At 55.5% G+C, this 19,570-nt stretch carries 21 protein-coding genes and 1 tRNA gene; 5 read left to right on the forward strand and 17 right to left on the reverse strand.

The features are described 5' to 3' along the window. Window positions 1–3 precede the first annotated feature (3 nt). The 17 genes from nuoL to rpsO form a co-directional block, all read right to left on the reverse strand. Window positions 4–2,040 (reverse strand): NADH-quinone oxidoreductase subunit L, encoded by a 2,037-nt coding sequence (gene nuoL / locus QEP12_RS02970; protein WP_284213303.1) that lies wholly within the window; start codon window positions 2,038–2,040, stop codon window positions 4–6. A gap of 28 nt (window positions 2,041–2,068) precedes the next feature. Next, the gene (nuoK, locus tag QEP12_RS02975; protein WP_042418761.1) at window positions 2,069–2,377 is read right to left on the reverse strand and encodes an NADH-quinone oxidoreductase subunit NuoK; all 309 of its coding nucleotides are present in this window, start codon (window positions 2,375–2,377) and stop codon (window positions 2,069–2,071) included. After that, window positions 2,374–3,048 carry an NADH-quinone oxidoreductase subunit J gene (locus QEP12_RS02980; RefSeq protein WP_174863095.1) on the reverse strand — a complete coding sequence of 225 codons (675 nt, stop codon included), beginning with the start codon at window positions 3,046–3,048 and terminating at the stop codon, window positions 2,374–2,376. Before QEP12_RS02980 ends, nuoK begins: the two co-directional genes overlap by 4 nt. Before the next feature lie 30 nt (window positions 3,049–3,078). Beyond that, window positions 3,079–3,588 carry an NADH-quinone oxidoreductase subunit NuoI gene (gene nuoI / locus QEP12_RS02985; RefSeq protein WP_219164006.1) on the reverse strand — a complete coding sequence of 170 codons (510 nt, stop codon included), beginning with the start codon at window positions 3,586–3,588 and terminating at the stop codon, window positions 3,079–3,081. 11 nt (window positions 3,589–3,599) lie between these two features. After that, the gene (nuoH, locus tag QEP12_RS02990; protein ID WP_284213304.1) at window positions 3,600–4,676 is read right to left on the reverse strand and encodes an NADH-quinone oxidoreductase subunit NuoH; all 1,077 of its coding nucleotides are present in this window, start codon (window positions 4,674–4,676) and stop codon (window positions 3,600–3,602) included. Next, the gene (gene nuoG, locus QEP12_RS02995; RefSeq protein ID WP_284213305.1) at window positions 4,673–6,793 is read right to left on the reverse strand and encodes an NADH-quinone oxidoreductase subunit NuoG; all 2,121 of its coding nucleotides are present in this window, start codon (window positions 6,791–6,793) and stop codon (window positions 4,673–4,675) included. Before nuoG ends, nuoH begins: the two co-directional genes overlap by 4 nt. A gap of 20 nt (window positions 6,794–6,813) precedes the next feature. Next, complete coding sequence (gene nuoF / locus QEP12_RS03000; protein ID WP_284213306.1) at window positions 6,814–8,187, reverse strand: NADH-quinone oxidoreductase subunit NuoF; 1,374 nt, start codon at window positions 8,185–8,187, stop codon at window positions 6,814–6,816. Continuing rightward, complete coding sequence (gene nuoE, locus QEP12_RS03005) at window positions 8,184–8,675, reverse strand: NADH-quinone oxidoreductase subunit NuoE (RefSeq protein ID WP_174863091.1); 492 nt, start codon at window positions 8,673–8,675, stop codon at window positions 8,184–8,186. Before nuoE ends, nuoF begins: the two co-directional genes overlap by 4 nt. After that, complete coding sequence (locus QEP12_RS03010; protein WP_174863090.1) at window positions 8,672–9,925, reverse strand: NADH-quinone oxidoreductase subunit D; 1,254 nt, start codon at window positions 9,923–9,925, stop codon at window positions 8,672–8,674. Before QEP12_RS03010 ends, nuoE begins: the two co-directional genes overlap by 4 nt. Window positions 9,926–9,955: 30 nt before the next feature. Continuing rightward, window positions 9,956–10,564, reverse strand: a complete 609-nt coding sequence (locus QEP12_RS03015; protein WP_174863089.1) for an NADH-quinone oxidoreductase subunit C — start codon at window positions 10,562–10,564, stop codon at window positions 9,956–9,958. Window positions 10,565–10,576: 12 nt separating this feature from the next. Then, window positions 10,577–11,056, reverse strand: a complete 480-nt coding sequence (locus QEP12_RS03020; RefSeq protein WP_042418791.1) for a NuoB/complex I 20 kDa subunit family protein — start codon at window positions 11,054–11,056, stop codon at window positions 10,577–10,579. A gap of 31 nt (window positions 11,057–11,087) precedes the next feature. Further along, complete coding sequence (locus tag QEP12_RS03025) at window positions 11,088–11,447, reverse strand: NADH-quinone oxidoreductase subunit A (protein ID WP_174863088.1); 360 nt, start codon at window positions 11,445–11,447, stop codon at window positions 11,088–11,090. Between the two features lie 72 nt (window positions 11,448–11,519). After that, window positions 11,520–11,604 (reverse strand) — tRNA-Leu (locus tag QEP12_RS03030). A gap of 129 nt (window positions 11,605–11,733) precedes the next feature. Next, window positions 11,734–12,096: a preprotein translocase subunit SecG gene (secG, locus tag QEP12_RS03035; protein ID WP_284213307.1), complete on the reverse strand. Its 363-nt coding sequence runs from the start codon at window positions 12,094–12,096 to the stop codon at window positions 11,734–11,736. Window positions 12,097–12,134: 38 nt separating this feature from the next. Further along, on the reverse strand, window positions 12,135–12,881 hold the full coding sequence (tpiA, locus tag QEP12_RS03040) for a triose-phosphate isomerase (RefSeq protein ID WP_284213308.1): 747 nt from the start codon (window positions 12,879–12,881) through the stop codon (window positions 12,135–12,137). 178 nt (window positions 12,882–13,059) lie between these two features. Further along, window positions 13,060–15,294, reverse strand: coding sequence for a polyribonucleotide nucleotidyltransferase (gene pnp, locus QEP12_RS03045; protein ID WP_284213309.1), 2,235 nt, complete (start codon window positions 15,292–15,294; stop codon window positions 13,060–13,062). A 228-nt stretch (window positions 15,295–15,522) separates the two neighbouring features. Continuing rightward, on the reverse strand, window positions 15,523–15,789 hold the full coding sequence (gene rpsO / locus QEP12_RS03050) for a 30S ribosomal protein S15 (RefSeq protein WP_174863082.1): 267 nt from the start codon (window positions 15,787–15,789) through the stop codon (window positions 15,523–15,525). Between the two features lie 235 nt (window positions 15,790–16,024). On the opposite strand from rpsO, the gene QEP12_RS03055 reads away from it, so the two are divergent. The 5 genes from QEP12_RS03055 to QEP12_RS03075 all read left to right on the forward strand — a co-directional run bounded on the left by QEP12_RS03055 (window position 16,025) and on the right by QEP12_RS03075 (window position 19,565). After that, on the forward strand, window positions 16,025–16,573 hold the full coding sequence (locus tag QEP12_RS03055; protein ID WP_284213310.1) for a GspH/FimT family pseudopilin: 549 nt from the start codon (window positions 16,025–16,027) through the stop codon (window positions 16,571–16,573). A gap of 74 nt (window positions 16,574–16,647) precedes the next feature. Continuing rightward, the gene (locus QEP12_RS03060; RefSeq protein WP_284213311.1) at window positions 16,648–17,268 is read left to right on the forward strand and encodes a GspH/FimT family pseudopilin; all 621 of its coding nucleotides are present in this window, start codon (window positions 16,648–16,650) and stop codon (window positions 17,266–17,268) included. After that, window positions 17,265–17,885, forward strand: a complete 621-nt coding sequence (gene pilV, locus QEP12_RS03065) for a type IV pilus modification protein PilV (RefSeq protein ID WP_174863080.1) — start codon at window positions 17,265–17,267, stop codon at window positions 17,883–17,885. The genes QEP12_RS03060 and pilV overlap by 4 nt, the downstream gene beginning before the upstream one ends. 11 nt (window positions 17,886–17,896) lie before the next feature. Further along, the gene (locus tag QEP12_RS03070; RefSeq protein WP_284213312.1) at window positions 17,897–18,739 is read left to right on the forward strand and encodes a PilW family protein; all 843 of its coding nucleotides are present in this window, start codon (window positions 17,897–17,899) and stop codon (window positions 18,737–18,739) included. 28 nt (window positions 18,740–18,767) lie between these two features. Continuing rightward, entirely contained in the window at window positions 18,768–19,565 is a 798-nt protein-coding gene (locus QEP12_RS03075; RefSeq protein ID WP_174863078.1) for a pilus assembly PilX family protein, read from the forward strand. The last annotated feature ends 5 nt before the right edge of the window (window positions 19,566–19,570 follow it).

The following is a 19,570-nucleotide window of genomic DNA, read 5'->3' on the forward strand; positions in this document are numbered from 1 at the left end:
TCCTTACTTGTTGAGCCACACGAAGTAGGTCATGAGCAAGAAAATGCCCAAAATCATGACCAACGCGTAGTGGTAGATGTAACCAGACTGGAACCAGCGGATCACCGAAGCAATCTTGCCCACAATCTTCCAAGAGCCATTAACAAGCGCGCCATCGATAACGGCTTGGTCACCGGCCTTCCAGAACACGGTACCGAGGACACGTGCGCCACGGGCAAAGATGTTTTCGTACACCCAGTCCACGCCGTACTTGCCTTCCAGGACTTGGTACAGACCAATCTTTTTGGAGAAAGCCATGATGCCCGCAGGAATCTCTGGTTTGACCATGTAGAAGAGGTACGAAACTACAACGCCTGCCAAAGCCAACCAGAAAGGCGCTGTCTGGAAACCGTGCAGGGCCATAGGCAACCAGCCGTGAATCTTCTCTGCCAGCTCCGTCATCGCGGGGTGCTTGGCGTGATCGATGAAGATCACTCCATCAAAGAAGCCACCGAACAACATGGGCATCAGTGCAATCGCACCAATCACTACCGAGGGAATAGCCAGCAGCACCAGCGGCGCCGTCACCACCCAAGGCGACTCATGCGGCTTGGCATCGTGACCATGGCCGTGATCGTCATGACCGTGGTGGTCATCGTGGTGCGCATCCGGATTCTGGTCGTAACGCTCTTTACCGTGGAACACGATGAAGTACAGACGGAACGAGTAGAACGCCGTGATGAACACACCAGCCAGAACGGCAAAGTTGGCAAAACCGGAGGCTGGCAGGTTCGAGGCATGTACGGCTTCAATGATCGCGTCCTTCGAGTAAAAACCCGAGAAGAAAGGCGTACCGATCAGTGCCAAGTTGCCCAACAGGAACGTGATCCAAGTGATGGGCATGTATTTGCGCACGCCACCCATCCAGCGAATGTCTTGGTTGTGGTGCATACCCATAATCACAGAGCCAGCCCCGAGGAACAGCAACGCTTTGAAGAACGCGTGAGTCATCAGGTGGAACGTGGCCACGGAGTAGGCCGACACACCCAGCGCAATCGTCATATAACCCAGCTGCGACAGCGTGGAGTACGCAATCACGCGCTTGATGTCGTTCTGGATGATGCCCAAGATACCCATGAACAGGGCAGTGATGGAACCGATCACCAAAATGAAGTTCAGTGCCACATCCGACATTTCATACAAGGGCGACATGCGCGATACCATGAAGATACCCGCCGTCACCATGGTCGCCGCGTGGATCAGTGCGGAGATAGGTGTGGGGCCTTCCATGGAGTCTGGCAGCCAAGCATGCAGCGGGAACTGCGCCGACTTACCCATCGCACCAATGAACAAGCAAATGGCAGTCACTGTGACCAGCGACCAATCGGTGCCAGGCAAAGTTTGCGTGGCAAATTCTGGCAACTTGGCAAAGATTTCAGCGTAGTGCAGCGTGCCGGTATAGGCAGCAATCAGACCAATACCCAAGATGAAACCAAAGTCACCCACACGGTTGACCAAGAATGCCTTCATGTTGGCAAACGTGGCCGTGGGCTTCTTGTAATAGAAGCCAATCAGCAGGTACGACACCAAGCCCACCGCTTCCCAGCCAAAGAACAGCTGCAGCAGGTTGTTACTCATCACCAGCATCAGCATGGAGAAGGTAAACAGGGAGATGTACGAGAAGAAACGGTTGTAACCGTCATCTTCTTCCATATAACCCATCGTGTAGATATGCACCATCAGTGACACAAAGGTCACCACGCACATCATCATGGCGGTGATGGAGTCGATCAAGAAACCGACTTCCATCTTTAGGCTGCCGACCGTCATCCATTCGTAAATGGTTTGATCAAAGCGCGCTCCGTCGAAAACCACCGATTGAAAAACCAGTGCCGACAAGATGAAAGAGATCAGCACGCCCAAGATGGTCAGCGAGTGACTGATGCCACGACCGAACTTGTTGCCACCAAAGGCCGTGCCAAATATGCCTGCCAGAACAGAACCCGCCAGCGGAGCCAGCGGTACTGCCAGGAGCATGGATGCAGAAAGTGTTTGACTCATTCTTCAGAACCTTGCAAATACCGGCGTCTCAACCCTTGAGGGTGTCGAGATCTTCCGCATTGATACTGGACTTGTTACGGAACAGCAGCACCAGGATGGCCAAGCCAATCGCCGATTCCGCAGCCGCAACTGTCAGGATGAAGAACACAAACACTTGGCCATGCATGTCGCCCAGGTAGTGGGAGAAGGCCACAAAGTTGGTGTTGACCGCCAAGAGCATCAGTTCAATGCACATCAGCAAGACGATCAGATTTTTCCGGTTCAGAAAAATACCGATCACCGAGATAGCGAACAACATCGCTCCCAGCGTCAGGAAATGCCCTAGTGTGAGCGTCATTTTTTCTCCTCCACAGCGGTCTCACCCTCTGTAGCAGCAGGAGCAACAGGAGCCTTGGTGGCTGCCATCTTGACCAGGCTGATTCGGTCCGCAGCACGTACACGTACCTGGATCGCAGGGTTGATCGCTTTATTGGTGTCCTTGCGCTTACGTAGCGTCAACGCAATCGCGGTGATCATTGCCACCAGCAACAAAACGGCGGCAATTTCAACGGGGTACAAGTATTGGGTGTACAGCAGACGGCCCAATGCTTGGGTATTGGAATAAGGCAGCACTTCTCCTTGCTGGTTCAGCAGTTCGGCAACAGGCTTGACCTCATCAACAGAGCCAAAGCCTGCCATTAGTACCAGCGCCATTTCCAAAGCAACTACTGCACCGACAAACGCTGCCACAGGAAAGTGCTTCCAGAAACCCTGACGTACGCGATCAATGCGGATATCCAACATCATCACGACGAACATAAACAGCACCATCACCGCGCCCAGGTACACCACCACCAAGGCAATGCCCAAGAATTCCGCTTTCAGCAGCAGCCAAATACCAGCAGCTTGCGAAAAAGCCAGGATCAAGTTCAACACCGCGTGAACAGGGTTACGCGACGTGATCACGCGGAAAGCTGCAAACAGCATTACCGCGGCAAAGAGATAAAAGAAACCAGTTTTGGCATCCATGATTCGAATCTTTCTGGATCAGGAGCCGCTTTAGCGGTACTTGGCATCAGCCGCTTTAGCAGCGGCGATGTCGGTTTCATAACGATCACCCACAGCCAGCAGCATGTCCTTGGTGAAGTACAGGTCGCCACGTTTTTCGCCGTGGTATTCCAAGATCTGTGTTTCCACGATCGAATCAACCGGACAGCTTTCCTCGCAGAAGCCGCAGAAGATGCACTTGGTCAAGTCGATGTCATAGCGCGTTGTACGGCGCGAGCCGTCATCACGCACGTCAGACTCAATCGTGATCGCCATGGCGGGGCACACAGCCTCGCACAACTTGCAGGCAATGCACCGCTCTTCACCGTTGTCATAACGGCGCAAAGCATGCAACCCCCGAAAGCGTGGGGAAAGTGGTGTCTTTTCTTCAGGGAACTGAATAGTGACGTGGGGCGAAAACGCCTTACGACCAGTCAAGGCCATGCCCTTGAACAGCTCCCAGAGCAGGAAGCTCTTGAAGAAGTCTTTGATAGAAAAAGGTGTAGCAGCAACAGCAGCCATGATGTCCCCGCTTAATTCCAAATATTCCAAGGCGAGTGCAACCATGCACCCACGATGACCAGCCACACCAAGGTGACGGGGATGAAGATTTTCCAGCCCAGACGCATGATCTGGTCATAACGGAAGCGAGGGAATGTGGCGCGAATCCAGATAAAGCAACTCACCACAAAAGCCGTCTTTACAGCCAGCCAAATCCAGCCAGGAATAAACGACAGTGCTTCCACTGGTGGCAGCCAGCCCCCCAGGAACATCGTGACGGCCAAGATGGACACAAGCCACATGCTGGCATACTCAGCCAGGAAGAAGATCGCAAAGCCCATGCCCGAATACTCGACCATGTGGCCAGCCACGATTTCTGACTCGCCTTCGACCACGTCAAAAGGTGCACGATTGGTTTCTGCCACACCAGATATCAGGTAGACCAAAAAGATGGGCAGCAAAGGCAACCAGTTCCAAGACAAGAAACTCAGCCCCATGTCAGCAAACTGTCCCTGGCCTTGGCTCACGACAATTTGTGTCAAGTTCATGCTGCCAGTCACCATGATGACGACCAAGAAGCAAAAGCCCATGGCAATTTCATAGCTTATCATCTGTGCCGATGCACGCAGCGCTCCCAAAAAAGCGTACTTGGAGTTAGAAGCCCAGCCAGCAATGATCACGCCATACACTTCAATCGAAGTGATTGCCATGATCAGCAAAATACCGGCATTCACATTCGCAAGCGCCACTTCAGGCCCAAAGGGCACTGCCACCCAGGCAGCCAATGCCGGCATGATGGCCATCACAGGCCCCACATAGAACAGCCCTTTGGCTGCCACGGTGGGCATGATCAGCTCTTTGGTCAGCAGTTTCAGGCCGTCAGCCATGGGCTGCAGCAAGCCCCAAGGTCCTACCCGATTGGGGCCAGGGCGCACCTGAATCCATCCAAGAAACTTGCGCTCCCACAAAGTCAGGTAAGCCACGGCAATCATCAAAGGTGCCACGATGGCGATGATGCCCAGCAGAATCCATATCACAGGCCACGCCACCTCGGTCCACCAAACCGCATCCACCAGGCCCGCGCCTGCAATCTTGAGTTGATCAATCATGCGGCACCTCCCTGACGTGCCTCGCGCGCATCTGCTGTCAATTGCAGCGATGTCGCACGGCGGACAATGCTGTCCAGTTGATAGATGCTTGCCACTGTAGGCTCAGCCACCGCTTCACCTGTGATTTGCGCAGCCACCTTGGTGGCGTTGCTCAACACATTGGCTGGGACTTCGTTCGTACCGGTGCCAATAGCGGTTGTCAGCACGTCTTGCGACGATTCGTAATCAACGCCTTGCACACCCAGCAAATTAGCCAGTACACGCAATACTTTCCAAGCGGGACGGGTTTCAGCCAAGGGCTTTACCACCGCATGGAAGCTTTGCACGCGGCCTTCTGCGTTGACGAAGGTACCTGAAGTTTCGGTGAAAGGTGCAATAGGCAACAGCACATCGCTGATTTCCATATTGGCCTTGAACGGGCTCAAGGTCACCACCATCTCCGACTTGTTCAAGCCTTGCAGGGCTTGCTGCCCAGCAGCGGTATCGAATGCAGGTTCGTTGTTCAGCAAAATTGCAGCCTTCAAACCACCAGCAATCATCTGTGCTGCATTGAAGCCACCGGTTTGTGGCTGTGCTTTGACCCACTGCGCACCCACGGTGTTGGCAGCTTCGGTCAGGTAGCCCACAGTGGCACCGGTTTGCTCTGCAATCCAGTTGGCCAGCGCCAGCAGTTCAGCAGCTTGCGCGTGGTGCGCAGCAGCATTACCGAGCAACACCGCCTTACGCTCGCCAGCCATCAGGGCTTGAGCAATCGCTTGGGCTTCTGTGTTGGCTTGACCAGCCAAGGGGGCTTGCACGCCCTTGGCTGCAGCCACCGCAGCAGCCACATCGGCCAGTGCTTGTACCCAGTCTTGTGCGGCCACTACCGAAGCAGTCACTGGCATCGCCCAGTCGTACACCTTGGAGTTCAAGGCAAACACTTGGGCGCCCTTCTTCGTTGCTTGGCGAATGCGCTGCGCAAACAGGGGGTGATCCTTGCGCAGGTTCGAGCCCACTACCAAAGCAGTTTGCAACTCAGACAAACTAGCAACCGAAGTGCCCAGCCAACGCACGCCTTCATCAACATTAAATTGCGCATTGCGCAGGCGCCAGTCGATGTTATCGCTGCCGATGCCGCGCAGCAGTTGACCCGCAAGGAACAACTCTTCGAGAGTACTGTGGGGGCTGACCAAGGCACCGATGCTGTTCGCACCGTGTTGTTCCTTGATTTGCTTTAGGCCATTCGCCACATATTCCAACGCGGTCTGCCAGTCCACCGTCTTCCACTCACCACCCTGCTTGATCATGGGCTGTGTCAAGCGCTCGTCGCTGTTCAGTGCTTCGTAAGAGAAACGGTCGCGGTCAGCAATCCAGCACTCGTTGATGGCTTCGTTCTCAAAAGGAACGACGCGCATCACCTTGTGGTTCTTCACCTGAACGATCAGGTTGGCGCCGGTAGAGTCATGCGGCGACACCGATTTGCGGCGCGACAGCTCCCAGGTACGTGCGCTATAGCGGAAAGGCTTGCTGGTCAACGCACCCACTGGGCACAGATCGATCATATTGCCCGACAGCTCGGAGTCCACGGTATCACCCAGCACAGTGGTGATTTCCGAGTGCTCGCCGCGGTTGACCATGCCCAGCTCCATCACGCCGGCCACTTCTTGGCCAAAGCGTACGCAACGTGTGCAATGGATGCAGCGGCTCATCTCTTCCATCGAGATCAGAGGCCCCACCTCTTTGTGAGCCACTACGCGCTTTTCTTCTTCGTAACGCGAAGATGTACCGCCGTAGCCCACTGCTAAGTCTTGCAACTGACATTCACCGCCTTGGTCGCAAATAGGGCAATCCAAAGGGTGATTAATCAGCAAGAACTCCATCACCGACTGCTGCGCCTTGATGGCTTTATCGCTCTTGGTACGAACGATCATCCCCTGCGTCACAGGCGTAGCGCAGGCTGGCAGTGGCTTGGGCGCCTTTTCCACTTCCACCAAGCACATGCGGCAGTTGGCAGCAATGGAAAGTTTCTTGTGGTAGCAAAAGTGCGGAATATAGGTGCCAGCCTTTTCAGCCGCATGCATGATCATGCTGCCGGGAGTGGCTTCCACCTTCTTGCCGTCTAGTTCAATTTCAACCATATGTCTCTCGCCTCTCGCGATCAGGCAGCTGTAGAGCCCGACTTCGCAGCCGCGGCAATCTTGGCTTCAAACTCGTGGCGGAAATGCTTGATCATGGCGCGCACGGGCATTGCAGCCGCGTCGCCCAGCGCACAAATCGTGCGGCCCATGATGTTCACGGATACGGAATCCAGCAGTTCAATGTCTTCTGGTCGGCCTTCACCTTCCTGAATACGCTTGACCACGCGCCACAGCCAACCTGTGCCTTCGCGGCAAGGTGTGCACTGGCCACAGGACTCATGCTGATAGAAGTACGACAGACGCAACAGGCTTTCCACCATGTCACGCGAATCATCCATCACGATCACAGCCCCCGAACCCAGCATGGAACCAGCCTTGGAGATGGAGTCGTAGTCCATCGTGCATTCCATGATGATGTCAGCAGGGAGCACGGGCGAAGATGAGCCACCAGGGATCACTGCCTTGAGCTTGCGACCTGTACGAACGCCGCCAGCCAGTTCAAGCAGCTTGCTGAACGGCGTGCCCATGGGAACTTCATAGTTACCGGGCAGATTCACGTCGCCGCTAACCGAGAAAATTTTGGTGCCGCCGTTGTTGGGCTTGCCGCATTCCAGGTAGGCATTACCACCGTTACGAATGATCCAAGGCACCGCTGCAAATGTCTCGGTGTTGTTGATCGTGGTGGGCTTGCCATACAGACCGAAGCTGGCAGGAAATGGCGGCTTGAAGCGGGGCTGCCCCTTCTTGCCTTCCAGCGATTCCAGCAATGCCGTTTCTTCGCCGCAAATGTAAGCGCCAAAGCCATGGTGACCATGCAGCTGAAAGCTGAAGTTCGAGCCCATGATGTTGTCGCCCAGGTACCCTGCGGCGCGCGCTTCTTCCAAAGCAGCTTCAAAGCGTTCGTACGCTTGGAAGATTTCCCCGTGGATGTAGTTGTAGCCGACGTTGATGCCCATCGCATAGGCCGCAATCGCCATGCCTTCGATCACGATGTGCGGGTTGTGCATCAGGATTTCACGGTCCTTGCACGTACCTGGCTCGCCTTCGTCCGAGTTGCATACCAGGTATTTTTGACCTGGGAATTGGCGAGGCATGAAGCTCCACTTCAGACCCGAAGGGAAGCCTGCACCACCACGACCACGCAGGGCCGATTCCTTAACCGTGGCAATGACCTCGTCCTGGGTCAGGCCAGGCCCGCCGTCTTGACCCAATATCTTGCGCAGGGCTTGGTAGCCACCCCGGGCTTCGTAGTCTTTGAGGGACCAGTTCTTGCCGTTCAAATCCTTGTAGATCTGGGGCTCAATGTGGCGGCCGTGGAAGCAGGTTTCGTTGCCCGAAGAGGCAAACTTGGCCAACACGTCGTTGGCAGCAGGATTGTTAAGGATGGTGGTCATGCCTTGTCCTCCGCAGCACGCAGGCCGTCCACCAATTCGTCCAGCTTCTCATTGCTCATGAAGCTGCACATGCAACGGTCGTTCACCAGCATCACCGGAGAATCGGCGCAGGCGCCCAGACATTCCGACTGTTGCAGGGTGAACATGCCGTCCGGTGTGGTCTCGCCCATCTTGATGCCCAGCTTGGCTTCCAGGTGGTGCAATGCCTTGTAACCATCGCGCAGTTGGCAGGGCAGGTTGGTACAGACGTTCAACTTGTACTTGCCCACTGGCTTTTGGTTGTACATGTTGTAGAAGGTCGTGACTTCATGCACGGCAATCTGCGGCATGCCCAGCACTTCGGCAATGACTGCCTCGCTCTCGGGCGTGACCCAGCCCAGCTCTTGCTGTGCAATCGACAGGCAGGCCATCACGGCAGACTGCTTTTGGTCGGCCGGGTACTTGGCCACTTCACGCGCAAAGCGCGCTTTGGTCGCTTCAGTAATCATCGGTCAATCTCTCCGAACACGATATCCATAGTGCCGATGATCGCCACCACGTCAGACAGCATGTGGCCGCTGACCACTTCGTCCATCATCGCCAAGTGAGCGAAACCAGGGGCACGAATCTTCAAGCGATAAGGCTTGTTGGCCCCATCACTTACCATGTAAATACCGAACTCACCCTTCGGGTGCTCCACGGCGGCATAAGCTTCACCTTCTGGCACTTTGAAGCCTTCAGTGAACAGTTTGAAGTGGTGAATCAACGACTCCATGTTGGACTTCATGTCCTCACGGGCCGGTGGTGCTACCTTGGTGTTTTCTGTGATGACGGGCCCGGGGTTGGCTCGCAACCACTTGACGCACTGCTTGATTAGCTCATTGGACTGGCGCATCTCGGCCACACGCACCAAATAGCGGTCGTAGCAGTCGCCGGTTTTGCCAACAGGCACGTCAAAGTCCAGCTCGTCGTAGATCTCGTAGGGCTGCTTCTTGCGCAAATCCCATGCGATGCCTGAGCCACGCAGCATGGGGCCTGTAAAGCCCATGTTCAGTGCACGCTCCGGTGTCACCACACCGATACCGACCATACGCTGCTTCCAGATCCGGTTGTCGGTGAGTAGATACTCATACTCATCGACGCACTTGGGGAAACGATTGGTAAAGTCTTCAATGAAGTCCAGCAGCGAACCTCGGCGGTTGGCATTCAGCTTCTCAATGCCCTTTGCATTGCGCACCTTGCTGGCCTTGAACTGCGGCATGGTGTCAGGCAAGTCGCGGTAAACGCCACCAGGACGGAAGTAGGCTGCATGCATGCGCGCGCCGGATACGGCTTCGTACATATCAAACAGGTCTTCACGCTCACGGAAGGTCCACATCAGCACGGTGGATGCACCGCAGTCCATGCCGTTCGAGCCCAACCACATCAAGTGGTTCAGCAAGCGTGTGATTTCGCTGAACATCACACGGATGTACTGCGCACGCTTGGGGACTTCCAGGCCCAGCAGCTTTTCGATGGCCAAGCAGTAGGCGTGCTCATTGCACATCATGGACACATAGTCCAGTCGATCCATATAAGGCAGCGACTGGATATAAGTTTTGTGCTCAGCCAGCTTTTCTGTGGCACGGTGCAACAGGCCCACGTGCGGATCTGCGCGCTGGACCACTTCACCGTCCAGCTCCAACACCAAACGCAACACGCCGTGTGCTGCCGGGTGCTGCGGACCAAAGTTGATGGAATAATTTTTGATTTCAGCCATTTTCTTCAACCAACAAACGCTACGCGCCTGTTAGTGCAAGCCTCCGTAGTTCTCCTCACGAATGATGCGAGGCGTGATTTCACGCGGCTCAATCGTGACTGGTTGGTAGACCACGCGGCGCTGCTCGGTGTCATAAGTCATTTCTACATGACCCGACAGCGGGAAGTCCTTGCGGAAGGGATGACCAATAAAACCGTAATCGGTCAAAATGCGGCGCAAGTCAGTGTGACCTTCAAACACAATACCGAACAGGTCAAACGCTTCGCGCTCAAACCAGTTGGCACTGCTCCACAACTCGCACACTGAAGCGACGATTGGGAAGTCATCATCTGCGCAAGACACCCGGACACGAACACGCTGGTTCAAACTCACGGACAGCAGGTGCGAAACAACAACAAAGCGCGCCCCTTCAACCCCAACTTCTTTGTAGGCAGAATAGTCAACGCCACACAGGTCAACCAGTTGCTCAAACTGACAACCCGGCGTATCGCGCAGCTTGCGCATCACATCCAAATATTGAGAGGCAGCAACTTCTACAGTCACTTCACCCAGCTTAACGGTGATGCTGCGAACTTGGTCACCCAAGGCAGCGGCCACCACATCCCGAAGTGCTTCGGGCTGAATTGCAAATGCGGACATCCTCTCGGCTCCTTAAACGCGGGCGATGGTGTTCGTGCGGCGGATTTTCTGCTGCAGCTGGATGATGCCGTAGATCAGCGCTTCGGCTGTGGGAGGGCAGCCCGGCACATACACGTCCACCGGAACAATGCGGTCACAACCACGTACCACTGAATAGCTGTAGTGGTAGTAACCACCACCATTGGCACAAGAACCCATCGACAGCACCCAGCGGGGCTCTGACATCTGGTCATACACCTTGCGCAAAGCAGGTGCCATCTTGTTGCACAAGGTTCCAGCGACAATCATCAAGTCAGACTGACGGGGCGAAGGGCGAAACACCTCTGCACCAAAACGCGCCAAGTCATAACGCGCAGCTGCAGCATGCATCATCTCTACCGCGCAGCACGCCAGCCCAAATGTCATCGGCCAGATAGAACCGGTTTTGGCCCAGTTCACCACAGCGTCATAGCTGGTGGTGACAAAGCCTTCCTTCATCACGCCTTCAATCATCGTGTGTCCTTTTTTGAGGATTACGTGGTGCTCATTCCCAATCCAGGGCGCCCTTTTTCCATTCGTAGGCAAAACCCACAACCAGAACGCTCAGGAAAATGAGAACGGCGACAAAACCAGCCATCCCTACGTCTTGCAGCGCAACGGCCCAAGGCAACAGGAAAGCGATTTCCAAGTCAAACAAGATGAAAAGAATGGCGATCAGATAGAAGCGCACATCGAATTTCATGCGCGCGTCTTCAAAGGCTTCAAAGCCGCATTCATAGGGAGAATTCTTGGCGGCATCCGGGCGATTAGGGCCTAGAACATAGCCAAGAACTAAGGGAACGACTCCCACGGCGATACCCACCAAAATAAATAGCAGGACCGGGAGATATTGCTCGAGGTTCATGTGAGGTCGCGTTTTCCGCTTGTTGACCTTGCCCTCGACCACTGCCTGATCATGGGCAGGCTGTATTTATGATGGTGCCGTCGGCGAGACTCGAACTCGCACAGCTTTCGCCACTACCCCCTCAAGATAGCGTGTCTACCAATTCCACCACGACGGCATTTTTACGTCTCAAATCACTCAGATCGCATGAGGAGCCCCCTCTAACTGGGCTATCGCTTTCTGAGCAACCTGAGGATTCTAACCCGATAAATGCTGCGCTACAGCATTTATCAAGGGTTTAAACCAATTATTTGGCAGGGACCTGATTCACACCTTGTGCAGGTGCCGTGGGTACGGTGCTATCCACAGCCGGAGCTGTGACAGCAGGTGCTGCTGGCACCGCCTCCAAAACACTGCCCGTGCTGACAGGACGTGCGTTACCCAAATAGGCCAGCGCCAATGTCGCCACAAAGAACACGGTAGCCAGCGCCCCGGTGCTGCGCGACAAGAAGTTCGCACTGCCGCTGGCACCAAACAAACTACCTGAGTTGCCACTACCAAAAGCAGCACCCATGTCAGCACCTTTGCCGTGCTGCATCAAAACCAGACCAATCATGCCCAGCGCAGACAGCATCTGCACCGCCAAAATCAATGTCGCGAACGCGCTCATCTCTTCTACTCCTCAGTTAAACACCCGCAACCTAGCCATTAATTGGCTGCTGCAATGATCTGTAAAAAGTCAACCGCCTTGAGGGATGCCCCTCCTACCAGGCCACCATCGATATCCGCCTGCGACAGCAACTGCGCAGCATTCGCTGCATTCATGCTCCCGCCGTACAGCAGCGGCACACGCTCAGCATGCGCCGTGGCAGCTGCCAGCTGCGCGCGCAACACGGCATGCACTGCTTGCGCCTGCTCAGGCGTTGCCGTTTTGCCTGTCCCGATTGCCCAGACAGGCTCGTACGCCACCACCAACTCACTCACGCACGGACCCACATGGTGAATCACTGCAGCGAGCTGGCGCTTGACCACTTGCTCGGTCTGACCAGCCTCACGCTCCTGCAAGGTTTCCCCCACACAGACAATAGGAGTGATGCCCTTAGCCAGCGCAGCTTGCGCCTTGGCGGCAACCACTGCATCCGTCTCACCGTGGTATTGGCGACGCTCCGAGTGACCCACGAGCGCGTAACGCACCCCAAAGTCTTGCAGCATGGATGCTGACACCTCACCGGTGTAAGCACCTTTTTCATGCTGCGACACATCTTGCGCCGCTACCGCAATCGCACTGCCTTGCAGCAAGGCCTGCACCTGCGCCAAATATGCAGCAGGCACGGCCACACCCACGCCACAGTTCAGCGGAGCGGGCAGCCCTTGCACCAATCCAGACACCAAGTCTGCATTGGCTTGCAAGCTGCCATTCATCTTCCAGTTACCAACAATCAGTTTCTTCTTCATGGAGTTACAACATCATCAAGATGGAATCGATCACGGTATTGAGCCCAAGCCACGCCACCAATTACAAAAAGGATTTAAGCCAAATATGGCTTAAATCCTTGTGTAGCAAGCGCTAGCAGCTATTTTCTCAATAGCACACCCGCAAACCTCAGCTTGCGGAACGCTTCAAGCCTAGGACTTATTGCTGTTGCTGTTGTTGCTGCTGCTGGTCAGCGTCGGCAGCACCGTTTTGCTCAGCACGCGGCTGACGGGGCTCACGATATTCGCGACGCTGGCGATCTGCAGGTGCAGGACGCTCAGTGCGCTCAGGCATGCCCGCAGGGCGATCCAGCAAAGCCTTCATGGACAGCTTCACACGACCCTTGTCATCCGTCTCCAAGACCTTGACCTTGACCACTTGGCCTTCTTGCAGGTAGTCGGTGACCTTTTCCACGCGCTCGTGCGCGATCTGGCTAATGTGCAGCAAGCCGTCCTTGCCTGGCAACAGATTCACCAGCGCACCGAATTCCAAGATCTTGACGATGGGGCCTTCGTACACCTTGCCAATTTCCACTTCGGCAGTGATCTCTTCGATGCGCTTCTTGGCAGCTTCGGCCTTATCGCCATCGGTAGCGGCGATGGTGATGGTGCCGTCTTCCTCGATATTGATCTGGGTGCCGGTCTCTTCGGTCAGCGCACGGATGGTTGCACCACCCTTGCCGATCACGTCACGGATCTTCTCGGGGTTGATCTTCATGGTGAACAGCTTGGGGGCGAAGGATGAGACTTCGGTCTTGGCTTCGCCCATGGCTTCTTGCATCTTGCCCAAGATGTGCATGCGCGCTTCCTTGGCTTGCGCCAGGGCCACTTGCATGATTTCCTTGGTGATACCTTGGATCTTGATATCCATCTGCAGGGCAGTAATACCGTTGGTGGTACCTGCCACCTTGAAGTCCATGTCACCCAGGTGATCTTCATCACCCAAGATGTCGGTCAGCACGGCAAAGCGGTTGCCGTCCTTGATCAGACCCATGGCAATACCGGCCACGTGCGCCTTCATGGGCACGCCGGCATCCATCATGGACAAGCAGCCGCCACACACCGATGCCATCGACGAAGAGCCATTGGACTCGGTGATTTCCGACACCACGCGGATGGTGTAGGGGAATTCTTCCTTGGATGGCAGGCAAGCGGCCAGCGCACGCTTGGCCAGACGACCGTGACCAATTTCGCGGCGCTTGGTCGAACCCATGCGACCGACTTCACCGGTGGCAAAGGGAGGCATGTTGTAGTGGAACAGGAAGGTGTCTTCAAACTCACCAGCCAGCGCATCAATACGCTGCGCATCACGCTCAGTACCCAACGTAGTCACCACCAGCGCCTGGGTTTCACCGCGGGTGAACAGGGCCGAGCCGTGGGTGCGGGGCAGCACGGAGTTGCGGATTTCGATGGGGCGCACGGTGCGGGTGTCGCGACCGTCGATACGGGGCTCACCCGCCAGAATTTGCGAGCGCACGATATTGGCTTCAATATCGAACAGCATGCTTTCAACCTTGACGCCGTCAAAGGCAATGCCTTGCTCCGTCAACGCAGCCTTGACTTCACCGTAGGCCAAGCGGCAAGCGTGCGTACGCACTTGCTTGTTGCGCTCTTGGTAAGCAGCGCGCAGCTTGGCCTCACCCAACTCCGCCACCTTAGCGATCAGCACTTCATCCTTGACGGGTGCAGTCCAATCCCAAGCAGGCTTGCCGCCTTCACGCACCAAGTCATGGATCGCGTTAATAGCCACTTGGCTTTGCTCATGGCCATACACCACAGCACCCAACATCACTTCTTCAGGCAACTGCTGTGCTTCAGATTCCACCATCAACACAGCCGATTCAGTACCCGCCACCACCAGATCCATCAGCGAATCTTTGCGCTGTGTCTGGCCGGGGTTCAGTACATATTCGCCATTGATGTAACCCACGCGGGCTGCACCGATAGGGCCATTGAAAGGCAAGCCAGACACCGCCAAGGCTGCGGAAGTCGCGATCATTGCCGCAATGTCGGCATCCACTTCAGGGTTCAACGAGATGGTGTGGATCACCACGTGCACGTCGTTGTAGAAACCTTCTGGGAACAGAGGACGGATGGGGCGGTCGATCAGACGCGAAGTCAGGGTCTCCAGCTCCGAAGGCTTGGCTTCACGCTTGAAGAAGCTACCAGGGATCTTGCCCGCTGCGTAAGTCTTCTCGATGTAGTCAACCGTCAAGGGGAAGAAGTCTTGACCAGCCTTGGCAATCTTGGAACCCACCACAGTGGCCAGCACCACGGTGTCGTCGATATTGACCAGCACAGCGCCGGAAGCTTGGCGAGCGATCTCGCCAGTTTCCATGGTGACAGTGTGTTGGCCCCACTGGAAAGTCTTGGTCACTTTATTGAACATCGTCATGTATGTACTCCTATTGGAATAGCTGAATGCGCACACTCAGCAATGTTTTGGAGGCAAAACAGAACACGATGCCATTCCACAAGCGTGCTTACAGCTATTAAAACTACAGCACTTTCACCGCAAACACGGTTATGGAATGACACAGCTTCGCTCTGTTTTCACCAACTCCAAAGTAAAAAACGCCTGAGCTAGGCAATCTAACTCAGGCGTTTTGATCTTGCACTGTGCTTACTTACGCAGGCCCAGCTTCGCGATCAAAGCTGTGTAACGCTCTGCATCCTTACCCTTGAGGTAGTCCAGCAGCTTGCGACGACGGCTCACCATGCGCAGCAGACCGCGACGACCGTGGTGGTCCTTAGCGTTTGCCTTGAAGTGGGGAGTCAGTTCGTTGATGCGTGCTGTCAGCAGTGCTACTTGCACTTCTGGGCTACCAGTGTCGTTTTCGGAACGAGCATTAGCCTTAACAACTTCAGCCTTCTTATCGGCAGCGATCATTTTGTTTTCCTTGTCTGCGGTGGCGTGAGGAGTTTGAACCCCAAGCACCTAGGTTACTTGCGCCGTGGGCTGGAAGGGCCGGCGGCGTGCGTCTTGCACCATGCAAAACTCTGCGATTATAACGAATACCCACCAACCCTTGAAAAACGCTCCTCCAGCCGCTGATCAGCACCACCCCTACCGCTGGTCACGCGCGTAATCAGAACACACGACCAGTGGTATAGCTTTAAAACAAATGTCACGCACCACTTTTTCTTCTCAACCTCCTACCCACCTCCAACTCGGCCTGACACTGGTGGAGTTGATGGTGACACTTGGGATTCTCGCCATTCTCACTGGGCTAGCCGCCCCCAGTTTTACTAGCTTGTTTGAGCGTTGGCGCGCAGGTCAAGCCATTTCCGCGCTGGAATCTGCTTTGTTTCACGCCCGCGCAGAAAGCATTCGCCGTGGTAGTAATTTGGTGCTGATACGCCACACCAATGACAGCATCTGTACAGCCCCCAGCGATGCAGACTGGCGCTGTGGCTGGGCGCTGACAATGGCCGCCGACAAAAGCACTGTCTTGCAGGACAGCAACAAAACTTTTCACGGTATCGCACTCACAGCGTCGGCAAGTGTTACGGAAATCAGTCTAGACCGCTGGGGCGGCATGCAACTAGGTGATGCAGGCAACAGCTTTTCATTTACTGCCACCTCTCCGAATGGCAGCTCAACCTCCGGCCGCAGGCTCTGCATCAGCGCAGGCGGGCAAATGGTGCAAAAGTCGGTAGACCAAAGCTGTTAGGACTCACACTTTAAACCCGCTCGTCACCACAATCTGCCAAACGCACCACCAACACTAACAAGCCTTTGATATAGATGGAGCCTATCGAAATGACTACTTGGCTACTGCTGTTCACCGTCATGCGCTCCACATACACCACCTCTGTACAAGGCTTCACCCTGATCGAAACCTTGGTTGCACTTGCCATCCTCTCCATCCTGATGAGTTTGGCTACCCCGTCATTACGCAATCTGCACAGAAACTGGAAAGTCAGGCAAACTGTTCAAGCTATGGAATCCACGCTGCTACTGGGGCGCAGTGAAGCCATTCGCTATGGCGGCAACATAGTGCTGCACAAAATCGACAACGCTGCCAAAGGTTCCACCGGGTGCCAAAACGCATCCACCAAACAGGACTGGGGTTGCGGCTGGTTCCTGTTTCAGGATCTTAATGGCAGCGGCACTTGGACCAAAACCGAACCCAAGCTGCACGAAGTCGCCTTAGACGGCAGCGTCAACACCATGCACAGCTCTGGTGGCTCCGCCATCAGATTCAACCGCTACGGCATGGCTAGCGGACTCAATGCCAAGGGCATGACTTTTTCTCCTGCCGGCGACGGCAAAGACGACGGCATCAACTCCCCTGCCACACGCACACTGTGCATGGCAGCCGGCGGACGCATACGCATCATCGAAGACGCAAGCTGCCCAAAATGACATACCCCACACACAGCCATTTCCCGCACCAGCGGGGAGTTACCTTAATTGAATCCCTAGTTGCCATCATCATCATGGCGCTGGGCATCCTGGGCATTCTGGGAATGCAGATGCGCACCCTGAACAATACCCAGACCAGCCTGTATCGCACCCAGGCGATACGCCTCATCGAAGACCTGAGCGAGCGCATGGCCACCAACCCCAACGCGTTGCTCAACCTGAGCAATTACGTTTCAGATTGGGACGATGATGTCGCTGCCGACAAAAACTGCAGCAGTGTTACCTGCACGAACAGCGAGATCGCGGCCTATGACTTGGAGCAGTGGAAAACCGCGGTGCAAGACAACCTACCTACCGGCCAGGCAAATATTTTCCTAGCCCCCGGGGAAACCGTGAATGCCAACCGCCGTCAACTTGGCGTGATGATCGCTTGGCGCGAAAACGAACTCGCTCAAGATGACGACTACAAAGACCCCATAAATGCAGCGTCTGGCAGTGGGCAAAACGCCAGTTGCCCCGCTGACCACAGCTGCCACCTGCAATACATCACCGTCATAGCACGCTGCGCCCCGTATTTTGCAGGTACTAACACCCAACTTTTCTGCCCAGGCTCATGATGACTTTCCGAATGACTTCATCCCGCGCCCAGCACGGCATCTCACTGGTCGAGCTGATGGTGGGACTGTCGATTGGATTGATGACGGTTGCTGTCGCCATGGGCGCCCTCATGGCCTCGCGCAGCGTCACTGGCACTGTTCGCGACGCCAGCCACCTACAACAGCAAGCCTCCCACATCTTTCGCACCATGGGGCTGCAACTGCGGCAGGCGGGCTCTTTATACCTTCACCCCAGTCATGCAACCGACATTAACGCTCCAGTAGTTTTTGAAACCACGGCCACTGGATTTGACCCGAAGACCCACACGCTCAGCGGCATTGATGCACCAGGCCAAAACGAATTCAAACTCACCACAGGTTATCGCAACTACACTGAGCCCCTCTACACCAGTGCCGTCGATGCATCCCAGCAGCGCAACTGCTTGGGCCAAGCCGGCAGCGACACTCTGATTCAGAGCCGCTTTGTACTTGAAGGCACCAATCTGATGTGCGCTGGCGCAGATGCCTCCCAACCTATTGCCGACAACGTCGCCAATTTCCAAGTTCGCTATTTGCTGCAAACATTTCCCGCCGGTATGGGGAATCCGCAGTTGCAGTATGTTGACGCCAGCACCGTAGGTAATAACTGGGCCAACGTCTATGCCGCGGAAATCTGTCTGGTCTTGTTTGGCGCGGAGTCCATCGAACTACCCGCTCCACCTATCGACGCCAGCTACGCAGATTGCCCAGCCGCCGACGGCACCGTTGCCGATGTAGACATGCGAACACTGACAGGCCCACGCGCGCGGCGCATGCACAAAACTTTCCGCAGCGTCTTCCAGCTTCGCAGCCAGGGCCTGCTGGCCAGTTACTGACCCCACAGCCACACACAACCCACAGCGTATGCAAACCCCTCACCACCAACACCCACCACACCGCCGCCAGCGCGGCGCCGCATTGTTTGTGGTCATCGTGTTTGTCATGCTGTCGATGCTGCTGGCACTCTGGGCATCACGCACGGCGCTGTTCAGCGAAATGATTGTGGGCAACGATGCCGACTACCAACGTGCTTTTGAAGCCGCCCAGGCACTGCTGCAGGATGCCGAACTCGACATCCGCGGCGAGATGGCCGATGGCTCCGCATGCATCGGCCCTCCGTGCCGCGCTTACCAACCCAACAGCTTGCAGTTTCCAGCAGACGCCAAGGAAGTTCCACCCTTGCTGACACAGTTAGAAGCTGAGGCAACCCGCTGCAAACATGCACTCTGCGTAAGACGGGTAGGGCGACAGGACTTCTGGAACTACAAAACAGCAACCACCGAAATACCCAGCGCTGCCAATACCACTCTGGGGGAGGTTCCCCTCTCTGCACTCACGCGTATAGACGACGAGACGGGCCTGCCCTTGCACGCAGCCCGCTACGGCCAGTACACCGGGGCCGCCAACACAACTGCAAACGGCCCTATCAACCCCATCCTGACCGCAACCAATCCCGAGCGAGGGTGGTATTGGATAGAAATCATGCGCTACAGCGACACCGCTAACAACAGCACCCTCATCACAGATGCTGCCACCAACCAATTGCCACTGAATCTGGACCTGCAGGTGATCTACCGCATCACCGCAGTGGCATTAGGCCGCAAGGCAGAAACCATGGTGGTCCTACAGCAAACCTACGCACGCCAACGAATGAAGGATTGAAATAA

Source organism: Comamonas jiangduensis (assembly GCF_030162955.1).
Lineage (GTDB): Bacteria > Pseudomonadota > Gammaproteobacteria > Burkholderiales > Burkholderiaceae_C > Comamonas > Comamonas jiangduensis.

What these genes read in the sequence shown, in the direction of transcription:
- nuoL (WP_284213303.1), bottom strand. Translation starts at nt 2,040, where the DNA reads ATGAGTCAAACACTTTCTGCATCCATGCTCCTGGCAGTACCGCTGGCT.
- nuoK (WP_042418761.1), bottom strand. Translation starts at nt 2,377, where the DNA reads ATGACGCTCACACTAGGGCATTTCCTGACGCTGGGAGCGATGTTGTTC.
- QEP12_RS02980 (WP_174863095.1), bottom strand. Translation starts at nt 3,048, where the DNA reads ATGGATGCCAAAACTGGTTTCTTTTATCTCTTTGCCGCGGTAATGCTG.
- nuoI (WP_219164006.1), bottom strand. Translation starts at nt 3,588, where the DNA reads ATGGCTGCTGTTGCTGCTACACCTTTTTCTATCAAAGACTTCTTCAAG.
- nuoH (WP_284213304.1), bottom strand. Translation starts at nt 4,676, where the DNA reads ATGATTGATCAACTCAAGATTGCAGGCGCGGGCCTGGTGGATGCGGTT.
- nuoG (WP_284213305.1), bottom strand. Translation starts at nt 6,793, where the DNA reads ATGGTTGAAATTGAACTAGACGGCAAGAAGGTGGAAGCCACTCCCGGC.
- nuoF (WP_284213306.1), bottom strand. Translation starts at nt 8,187, where the DNA reads ATGACCACCATCCTTAACAATCCTGCTGCCAACGACGTGTTGGCCAAG.
- nuoE (WP_174863091.1), bottom strand. Translation starts at nt 8,675, where the DNA reads ATGATTACTGAAGCGACCAAAGCGCGCTTTGCGCGTGAAGTGGCCAAG.
- QEP12_RS03010 (WP_174863090.1), bottom strand. Translation starts at nt 9,925, where the DNA reads ATGGCTGAAATCAAAAATTATTCCATCAACTTTGGTCCGCAGCACCCG.
- QEP12_RS03015 (WP_174863089.1), bottom strand. Translation starts at nt 10,564, where the DNA reads ATGTCCGCATTTGCAATTCAGCCCGAAGCACTTCGGGATGTGGTGGCC.
- QEP12_RS03020 (WP_042418791.1), bottom strand. Translation starts at nt 11,056, where the DNA reads ATGATTGAAGGCGTGATGAAGGAAGGCTTTGTCACCACCAGCTATGAC.
- QEP12_RS03025 (WP_174863088.1), bottom strand. Translation starts at nt 11,447, where the DNA reads ATGAACCTCGAGCAATATCTCCCGGTCCTGCTATTTATTTTGGTGGGT.
- secG (WP_284213307.1), bottom strand. Translation starts at nt 12,096, where the DNA reads ATGAGCGCGTTCGCGACATTGATTTTGGCGGTGCAGATGCTGTCTGCG.
- tpiA (WP_284213308.1), bottom strand. Translation starts at nt 12,881, where the DNA reads ATGAAGAAGAAACTGATTGTTGGTAACTGGAAGATGAATGGCAGCTTG.
- pnp (WP_284213309.1), bottom strand. Translation starts at nt 15,294, where the DNA reads ATGACGATGTTCAATAAAGTGACCAAGACTTTCCAGTGGGGCCAACAC.
- rpsO (WP_174863082.1), bottom strand. Translation starts at nt 15,789, where the DNA reads ATGATCGCTGCCGATAAGAAGGCTGAAGTTGTTAAGGCTAATGCTCGT.
- QEP12_RS03055 (WP_284213310.1), top strand. Translation starts at nt 16,025, where the DNA reads ATGTCACGCACCACTTTTTCTTCTCAACCTCCTACCCACCTCCAACTC.
- QEP12_RS03060 (WP_284213311.1), top strand. Translation starts at nt 16,648, where the DNA reads ATGGAGCCTATCGAAATGACTACTTGGCTACTGCTGTTCACCGTCATG.
- pilV (WP_174863080.1), top strand. Translation starts at nt 17,265, where the DNA reads ATGACATACCCCACACACAGCCATTTCCCGCACCAGCGGGGAGTTACC.
- QEP12_RS03070 (WP_284213312.1), top strand. Translation starts at nt 17,897, where the DNA reads ATGACTTCATCCCGCGCCCAGCACGGCATCTCACTGGTCGAGCTGATG.
- QEP12_RS03075 (WP_174863078.1), top strand. Translation starts at nt 18,768, where the DNA reads ATGCAAACCCCTCACCACCAACACCCACCACACCGCCGCCAGCGCGGC.